7 protein-coding genes are annotated in these 7,840 nt (G+C 72.3%); 5 read left to right on the top strand and 2 right to left on the bottom strand.

Annotated features, from left to right (window positions below):
* Positions 1–116: 116 nt before the first annotated feature.
* Positions 117–452 carry an SH3 domain-containing protein gene (locus tag GUY60_RS30730; protein WP_161703736.1) on the top strand — a complete coding sequence of 112 codons (336 nt, stop codon included), beginning with the start codon at positions 117–119 and terminating at the stop codon, positions 450–452.
* A 28-nt stretch (positions 453–480) separates the two neighbouring features.
* On the opposite strand, the gene GUY60_RS30725 is transcribed toward GUY60_RS30730, so the two are convergent.
* Positions 481–2,781 carry a protein kinase domain-containing protein gene (locus tag GUY60_RS30725; RefSeq protein WP_161703734.1) on the bottom strand — a complete coding sequence of 767 codons (2,301 nt, stop codon included), beginning with the start codon at positions 2,779–2,781 and terminating at the stop codon, positions 481–483.
* 219 nt (positions 2,782–3,000) lie between these two features.
* Here GUY60_RS30725 and GUY60_RS30720 point away from each other — a divergent pair, with 219 nt between their 5' ends.
* The 4 genes from GUY60_RS30720 (at position 3,001) to proC (ending at position 6,139) form a co-directional block, all read left to right on the top strand.
* Entirely contained in the window at positions 3,001–3,564 is a 564-nt protein-coding gene (locus GUY60_RS30720) for an EamA/RhaT family transporter (protein WP_376771341.1), read from the top strand.
* Between the two features lie 61 nt (positions 3,565–3,625).
* Positions 3,626–4,414: an ABC transporter ATP-binding protein gene (locus tag GUY60_RS30715; protein ID WP_161703738.1), complete on the top strand. Its 789-nt coding sequence runs from the start codon at positions 3,626–3,628 to the stop codon at positions 4,412–4,414.
* Positions 4,411–5,196 carry an ABC transporter permease gene (locus tag GUY60_RS30710; protein WP_161703732.1) on the top strand — a complete coding sequence of 262 codons (786 nt, stop codon included), beginning with the start codon at positions 4,411–4,413 and terminating at the stop codon, positions 5,194–5,196. The genes GUY60_RS30715 and GUY60_RS30710 overlap by 4 nt, the downstream gene beginning before the upstream one ends.
* A gap of 133 nt (positions 5,197–5,329) precedes the next feature.
* Positions 5,330–6,139 (top strand): pyrroline-5-carboxylate reductase, encoded by an 810-nt coding sequence (proC, locus tag GUY60_RS30705; protein ID WP_161703730.1) that lies wholly within the window; start codon positions 5,330–5,332, stop codon positions 6,137–6,139.
* A 42-nt stretch (positions 6,140–6,181) separates the two neighbouring features.
* On the opposite strand, the gene trpS is transcribed toward proC, so the two are convergent.
* Positions 6,182–7,189: a tryptophan--tRNA ligase gene (gene trpS / locus GUY60_RS30700; RefSeq protein ID WP_161703728.1), complete on the bottom strand. Its 1,008-nt coding sequence runs from the start codon at positions 7,187–7,189 to the stop codon at positions 6,182–6,184.
* Positions 7,190–7,840: the final 651 nt, after the last annotated feature.

The raw sequence follows: 7,840 nt of genomic DNA, 5'->3' as shown, positions 1-7,840 counted from the left end.
CCCCCGAGGGGACCCGCCCCCGCCCGGAACCGTCAGGAACCGGCGGGGGCCCGCCGTCCGTCCTCCCTGCGACGGCCCGCCGCGGTGGCGGGCTCGTGGACACGGGGGAGAGCGGTATGAGCGAGCACGTCACCATCAGAGGTACGGACGCGGGTACGACCACGAGCTCGGGCCCCTCGACGGACGAAGGCGTCGCCGTCACCGCGGCGACCAGCCGGACGTACACCGTCGTCGCCGACGTCAACGTCCGTTCCGGGCCCGGCACTTCGTACGCCATGGTCGGCCGTGTCCTCGCCGGCACCCGTGTCACCCTGCACTGCCAGCGCCCCGGCGAGACCGTCACCGGCCCGTCCGGCACCTCGCGCATCTGGGACCGGATCGGCACCGGGCGCTACATCTCGGACACGTACCTGCGCACGGGCAGCAACGGGTACGTGGCGCCGCGCTGTTGAGCCGTTCCGCTCCGCTAGGGGGAGCCGCTCACTCGTCGTCCGGTGGCCGTTCCGTGTCGAAGGCGAACACGGTGTTGCCGGCCGCGCTCACGATCACCGCGCGGCCGGCCACCGCCACTCGAGCCGTGGCGCCCGCCTCGTTGCCGAGGCTCTCGACCCGCGGCGACGTCGACCACACCGGGTCGCCGTCCCGCGCGTCGAGGGCCGTGACCCGGCCGCTGGACGAGGCGAGGTAGAGGCGGCCGTCGGCCACCGCCGGGGCCGAGACCCACTCGACGCCGGACTGCCGGGACCACCGCACCCGCCCGGTCGCCGGGTCGACGGAGTACGCCTGGCCGTTCCGCTCGACGAAGTACAGCGCGCCCCCGGCCACCACCGGGTCCGCGCCCTCGGTCACCGACACGGTGTCCCCGGACGCCCCGCGCAGCGGATCGCGGCTCACCTTCCCGGTCCGCGGGTCGAACAGCGCCACCGCGGTGTACCCGGCGAAGTCCAGGTTCTCCTCCCGCTCCTTGGCGAGCACCAGCTTGCCGCCCAGCTCACCGACGGGCCGCCACTGGCCGTCGAGCGGTACGGGCTCGCCGAGCCGGCCGTCGGCGGGGTCGAGCGGCCGGAGCGTGGGCCGGTCGGGCTTCAAGGACCGCAGCTGCGCGTCCGAAGCGCAGAACGCGTACAGCCGGGCGGCGCGCGGACCCGGTGTGTACGGCGCGCACCGGGTGCCCGGCGGGAAGGGTGTGGACCAGCGCACGGAGCCGTCGCCGTCCGCCCGCCGCGCCTCGATCCGGCTGTCGCCGGGGTCCACGGAGAGCACGTCCCCGCGGTACAGCGCCGTGTTCCGGGTGCGCCCGGTGAGCAGCGTCGAACTCCCGCCGACCGGCGCGGACCAGCGCTCCTCGCCGTGCTCGGTCAGCGCGACGGCGCGGGTCGGCGTCCCGTCGTCGGAGATGCGGTACCCGACCACGGTGACCGCGCCCGTACCCGTGCCGTCGGGGGCCTTCCCCGTCACGCCGCCGAAGTGCACCCCGGAGGCCGGCACCCCCGGACTGCGCACCGTCCACAGCGGCTTGCCGTCGGCGGCCCGCAACCGGGTGGCGACGACCCCGCCGCCCCCGCAGTACGCGTCCGCGCCGCGCGTCACACAGCGCAGCTCGTCGGGGATGTCCTTGCCACCGCGTACGGAGGCCTGCCAGGGCGCGAACCCCTCGGGCAGCGCCTTCGCGGCGGGCTCGGGCGCGCCCCCTTCGTCCTCGGTACGCGCCGTGTTCTGCGTGTCAGGGCCGAAGTCGGGCCCGAGCAGCGCGACGCCGCCCCCGACGGCGGCCACCGCGACGGCCGCGGCCACCACGGACCGCCAACGCCTGCGCAGGCCTGTGCCGATACGGGGGAGGGTGCGGTGTCCGGCCACGACGGGTGCACCGCTCGTGGCACCGGCACCGGCGGTCCCCGTGCCGTTCGTCCCTCCCAGCACCCGTGTCGCGGAGTCGATCCCGTCCGCGTCCGGCCGCGCGGGCGCCGGGTCGAAGTCGTCCGGCAGGTCCATGAGCTGGACGAGCAGCTCGGCCACGGAGGGGCGGTGCTCCGGGTCCTTGTCGAGGCACGGCTCGACCAGCGCGCGCAGCGCCTGCGGCACGGCACTCAACTTCGGTGCCTCATGGACCACTTGATACGCCGTCAGGTACGGGGAGTCGGCATCGAACGGCCCCTGCCCGGTCGCCGCGTACACAAGCAGCGTGGCGAGCGAGAACACATCCGACTCGGGCCCCACCTCGCGCGGCGCCTGCAACTGCTCGGGCGACATGAACGGCGGCGTACCGATGACCCGCCCCGTCATGGTGAGCGTCTGCTGCCCGGTGGCCCGCGAGATGCCGAAGTCGATCACCCGGGGGCCCTCGGCGGAGAGCACGACGTTGGACGGCTTGAGGTCACGGTGCACCACGCCCGCGCGGTGGATGTCGCGCAGCGCCTCGGCGAGACCCACGGCGAGGGTGCGAAGCCCGGCACCGCTCAGCGGCCCGCCCGCCGAGATCCGCTCGGAGAGGGTCGGCCCCTCGATGTACGTCGTCGCCATCCACGGGTGCGCGCCCTCGGGGTCGGCGTCGACCACGGCGGCCGTGAACGCCCCGCTCACCCGCCGGGCCGCCACGACCTCCTGGCGGAACCGGGACCTGAACTCCTCGTCGTCCGCGAACTGTTGATGGATCAGCTTGATCGCGATGCGCCGCCCCGACGCCGTACGCGCCAGATAGACGGTGCCCATGCCGCCCGCACCGAGGCGCCGCTCCAGCGGGTAGCCGCCGATCGCCTCGGGATCCCCTGACCGCAGTCGCACTGCCGCCGACCTCCCCCTGTCTCCCCGGCCGCTCCGCCACGCCACCGCCCCGGGCGCCGGACCACGGCCGTCGCACCAAACTAGCGCGCCGCGTGGGCGGGGAGTGCGGTGCGGGGGCGGTATCCCACACTCCGTATGCCCGCGCTCCGTACGCCCTGGTCGAGACATGTGGGGCGCGCGTTCAGCACGGGACGGGCGGGACAACGGACGAACGGGATAATCGACGACGTGACCGACGCACCCAAGGCCTCGAAGTCCGCGCGGGCCGCAGAGCCCCCGAAGTCCGCGAAGTCCGAGCACGGCCAACCGGCTCTGTCCGGCGGCCCCGAGCCCGAGCCGCTCCGCTTCTTCGGTACGACCTGGCTCGACCACTCCGGCGGGTACGGGCCGCGCCGCGCGGGCGTCGCCGTCGGCTCGCTCGCCGCCGCGTTCGTGGGCTGCCTGGCGCTGCGCTTCGCGTACCAGGGGCTGCAGATCGCGAAGGTCGGCTCGTTCGTCGATGTCCTCGTGGTGGCCGTCTTCGGCGTCTGCAGCGCGCTCGCGTTCCGCCGCGCCTGGGACGCGTACAGCAGCCGCCCCGACCCGCGCACCCACCAGGCGCTGCGCTCCACCATGGCGATCGGCTTCATCGGCGTGCTGCTCGCGTACTTCCTCCGCTCCCTGACCGAGGCCCCCGGCGAGAAGCTCCGCCGCGCGGAGTACGAGACCGCCCGCGAGCAGTACGAACGGCGCGCGTCCCGCAGGGCTGGCAACCCGGCGCACCGCGGGAAGAAGCGCGCGTAGCGGACCGGCGCCGCCCGCGTCTTGACGGCCGGGCGCACCCGGGAGGACTATTCATCACGTGATGAATTACGCGTCCGGAGGCGACCCCGCCACCCCCGCCGCCATCCATGCCACCGCCCTCACCGTCGTACGCGGCGGCCGCACCGTCCTGCGCGACCTCGCCTTCGACGTGCCCCGCGGCCAGATCACCGGCCTCCTCGGCCCCTCCGGCTGCGGCAAGACCACCCTGATGCGTGCCGTCGTCGGCACCCAGGCCAAGGTCACCGGCACGCTCCAGGTCCTGGACCGCCCGGCCGGCGCCGCCGAACTCCGCTCCCGCATCGGGTACGTCACCCAGGACCCGTCCGTCTACGACGACCTGACGGTCCGCCAGAACCTCGACTACTTCGCCGCGATCCTCGACCCGGGCCGCGCGGCCGCCGCCCGCCGCCGCGCCGACGTCGCCCGGGTGATCGACGACGTGGACCTCGCCTCGCACACCGACGCCCTCGCCCGCACCCTCTCCGGCGGCCAGCGCAGCCGGGTCTCGCTCGGGGTCGCGCTCCTCGGCGACCCCGAACTCCTCGTCCTCGACGAACCCACCGTCGGCCTCGACCCGGTGCTCCGCCGCGACCTGTGGAACCTCTTCCACACCATCGCCGACCGCGGCACCACCCTGCTCATCTCCTCGCACGTCATGGACGAGGCCGAGCGCTGCCACCGCCTCCTGCTCATGCGCGAGGGCGCGATCCTCGCCGACGACACCCCGGACGCCCTCCGCGGCACCTCCGGAACCGTCGAGTCCGCCTTCCTCCACCTGGTCGACGAGGCCAACGCCCGCGCGGCCACCGACCGACAGGAGGCGCGATGACCAGCACCGCTTCGACGGAAGCCGTGCCGCCGCGCGCCGCCTCCTTCTCCCCGTCCCGCACCCTCGCCACCACGGCCCGCGTACTGCGCCAACTCCGCCACGACCCGCGCTCGATCGCCCTGATGCTGCTCGTCCCGTGCGTGATGCTGCTCCTGCTCCGCTACGTCTTCGACGGCAGCCCCGGCACGTTCGACACCATCGGCGCCTCACTGCTCGGCATCTTCCCGCTGATCACGATGTTCCTGGTGACCTCCATCGCCACCCTCCGCGAACGCACCTCGGGCACCCTGGAACGCCTCCTCGCCCTGCCCCTCGGCAGAGCCGACCTGATCCTCGGGTACGCCCTCGCCTTCGGCCTGCTCGCCGTGATCCAGTCGGCCCTCGCCACCGGCCTCGCCCTGTGGGCCCTCGGCCTCGACGTGATCGGCTCGCCCTGGCTGCTCCTCCTTGTGGCACTCCTGGACGCACTGCTCGGCACCGCACTCGGACTCTTCGTCTCCGCTTTCGCGGCCTCCGAGTTCCAGGCGGTCCAGTTCATGCCGGCCGTGATCTTCCCGCAGCTGCTCCTCTGCGGCCTCTTCGCCCCGCGCGACACCATGCACCCGGTCCTGGAGACGATCTCGAACATCCTGCCCATGTCGTACGCGGTCGACGGCATGAACGAAGTGCTCCGGCACACCGACGTCACCGCCGACTTCCTCCGCGACATCCTGGTCGTCGCCGCCTGCGCCGTCCTGGTCCTGGCCCTCGGCGCCGCCACCCTCCGCCGCCGCACACCCTGAACGCGCCTGCCGTACGAGGGAGCCGCACGAGGGAGCCGTACGAGGGAGCCGTACCGCCCATCGGACACCCGGCCGCGCCACCGGCGGCCGATGCGAGGATGACGGTGGACGACTCACCGGAAGGCACCCGCTCATGACCCAGAAAGTCGCAGTCCTCGGCACCGGCAAGATCGGCGAGGCCCTGCTCAGCGGAATGATCCGGGCCGGCTGGGCCCCCGCCGACCTCCTGGTCACCACCCGCCGCGCGGAACGCGCCGAGGAACTCCGCACCCGCTACGGCGTCGACCCGGTCGGCAACGCCGAGGCCGCCAAGCAGGCCGACACCCTGATCCTCGCCTGCAAGCCGCAGGACATGGGCGCCCTCCTCGACGAGCTGGCCCCGCACGTCGCCCCCGACCGCCTGGTCATCAGCGCGGCGGCGGGCATCACCACCGCGTTCATCGAGGAGCGCCTCGCCGAGAACACCCCGGTCATCCGCGTCATGCCGAACACCCCGGTACTCGTCGACGAGGGCATGTCGGTCATCTCGGCCGGCACCCACGCCTCCCGCGAGCACCTCACCCACGCCGAGGACATCTTCGGCGCCGTCGGCAAGACCCTCCGCGTCCCCGAGACCCAGCAGGACGCCTGCACCGCGCTCTCCGGCTCGGGCCCGGCGTATTTCTACTACCTCGTCGAGGCCATGACCGACGCCGGCATCCTGCTCGGCCTGCCCCGCGACAAGGCCCACGACCTGATCGTCCAGGCCGCCATCGGCGCCGCCGTGATGCTCCGCGACAGCGGCGAACACCCGGTCAAGCTCCGCGAGAACGTCACGTCCCCCGCGGGCACCACCATCAACGCCATCCGTGAGCTGGAGAACCACGGCGTACGCGCGGCCCTCATCGCCGCCCTCGAAGCCGCCCGCGACCGCAGCCGCCAACTCGCCTCCGGCAACGGCTGACAGAGGTGCGGCGCCGTTCCCACGAACGGCGCCGCACCCTCTTCACCCCTCGCCACCCGCGGGCAGCAGCCCGATCGCCCGGTACGCGGCATCCACCGTCGGCCTGGCCACGGCCCGCGCCTTCTCGGCCCCCTCCCGCAGCACCGCGTCGACCCGCCCCGGATCCGCACACAGCTCCATGTGCCGCTCCCGCACCGGCCGCAGCAACGCGACGACCGCCTCGGCGGTGGCCTTCTTCAGCTCCCCGTACGAGCTGAACGCCCCGCTCAACGCCTCCGGCCCCGTCCCCTCACAGGCCGCCAGGATCTCCAGCAGATTCGACACCCCGGGCTTGGCCTCCCGGTCGTACCCGACCTCCCGCCCGCTGTCCGTCACAGCCCGCAGGATCTTCTTCCGTACGACCTCGGGCTCGTCGAGCAGATACACGATCCCGGCACCCGACTCATGGGACTTCCCCATCTTCGACGTCGGGTCCTGCAGATCCATCACCCGCGCGGCCACCTTCGGCGGCGTCGCCCGCGGCACCACGAACGTGTGCCCGTACCGCTGGTTGAACCGCACCGCCAGATCCCGGGTGAGCTCGACATGCTGCGTCTGGTCCTCACCCACCGGCACTTCGTCCGCCCCGTAGGCCAGGATGTCGGCCGCCATCAGTACGGGATAGGTGAGCAGGGACAGCCGCACACTCCCCCCGCGCTCCCGCTCCCGCACGGACTTCTCCTTGTACTGGATCATCCGCCGCATCTCCCCGTCACTGGCGATGCACTCCAGGAGATACGAGAGCCGCGCGTGCTCGTCGACATGGCTCTGCACGAACAAGGTGCACCGCGCGGGATCGAGCCCGGCGGCGAGCATCAGGGTCGCCGCCTGCCGACTGAGCCTGCGCACCCGCGCCGGATCGTGCTCGACGGTCAGCGCGTGCAGGTCGACCACACAGAACACCGAGTCCGCCCGGTGCTGGTCCACCTCCACCCACTGGCGCAGGGCGCCCAGGTAGTTGCCCAAGGTCAGGTGTCCGGTCGGCTTGATGCCGCTGAAGATCCGCGTCACTGCTCGTCCTCCTGAGTCATGGCCACCGCCGTCCGCCGGCCGAGCCGCGGTCCTCAGGAAGGGGATACGCAAACGGCCGCCGAAGCGGCGGCCGTTGATGCATGCGTCGGTACGGCCGCCATCAGGCGGCCCACCACTGTTGGGTGCGCGCATGCGTAGTCATGGGCCGAGAGTACGCCGCCGACCCGCAGGTTGACAGGGCCATCCGGCCTACGTAGAGTCCTGCGAGTTGTCCAGCGTGAGCGCCGACTCCGGTTGGTCCCCGGACAGCCATTCAGCAAGAAACCAACGATCGAACCCGTGCTTCGGCGCGGCTTCTTTTCGTGCGTTATTGCGGAATGTGGAATCCGCGTTCGAAAGGACGCAGCCGATTAGGTTCGGAGCCGAGATTCCGCTAAAGTCTCACTCGTCGGAAGGGCCCAACAGCCCGGAAGACAAACCCACTTGACTGGGAATCAGGCCCGAAAGGATCTGATAGAGTCAACACCGCCGGAAGGGCCGAAAGGGCCGGAAAGCGAATCCCGCCGACAGGGAATCGGACACGAAAGAGTCTGATAGAGTCGGAAACGCAAGACCGAAGGGAAGCGCCCGGAGGAAAGCCCGAGAGGGTGAGTACAAAGGAAGCGTCCGTTCCTTGAGAACTCAACAGTG

This window comes from Streptomyces boluensis, from assembly GCF_009908195.1.
Classification (GTDB): domain Bacteria; phylum Actinomycetota; class Actinomycetes; order Streptomycetales; family Streptomycetaceae; genus Streptomyces; species Streptomyces boluensis.
Note: the sequence above shows the minus strand (reverse complement) of the source record. Positions and strands in the feature narration are given on the sequence as shown.

What these genes read in the sequence shown, in the direction of transcription:
- GUY60_RS30730 (WP_161703736.1), top strand. Translation starts at nt 117, where the DNA reads ATGAGCGAGCACGTCACCATCAGAGGTACGGACGCGGGTACGACCACG.
- GUY60_RS30715 (WP_161703738.1), top strand. Translation starts at nt 3,626, where the DNA reads ATGAATTACGCGTCCGGAGGCGACCCCGCCACCCCCGCCGCCATCCAT.
- proC (WP_161703730.1), top strand. Translation starts at nt 5,330, where the DNA reads ATGACCCAGAAAGTCGCAGTCCTCGGCACCGGCAAGATCGGCGAGGCC.
- GUY60_RS30710 (WP_161703732.1), top strand. Translation starts at nt 4,411, where the DNA reads ATGACCAGCACCGCTTCGACGGAAGCCGTGCCGCCGCGCGCCGCCTCC.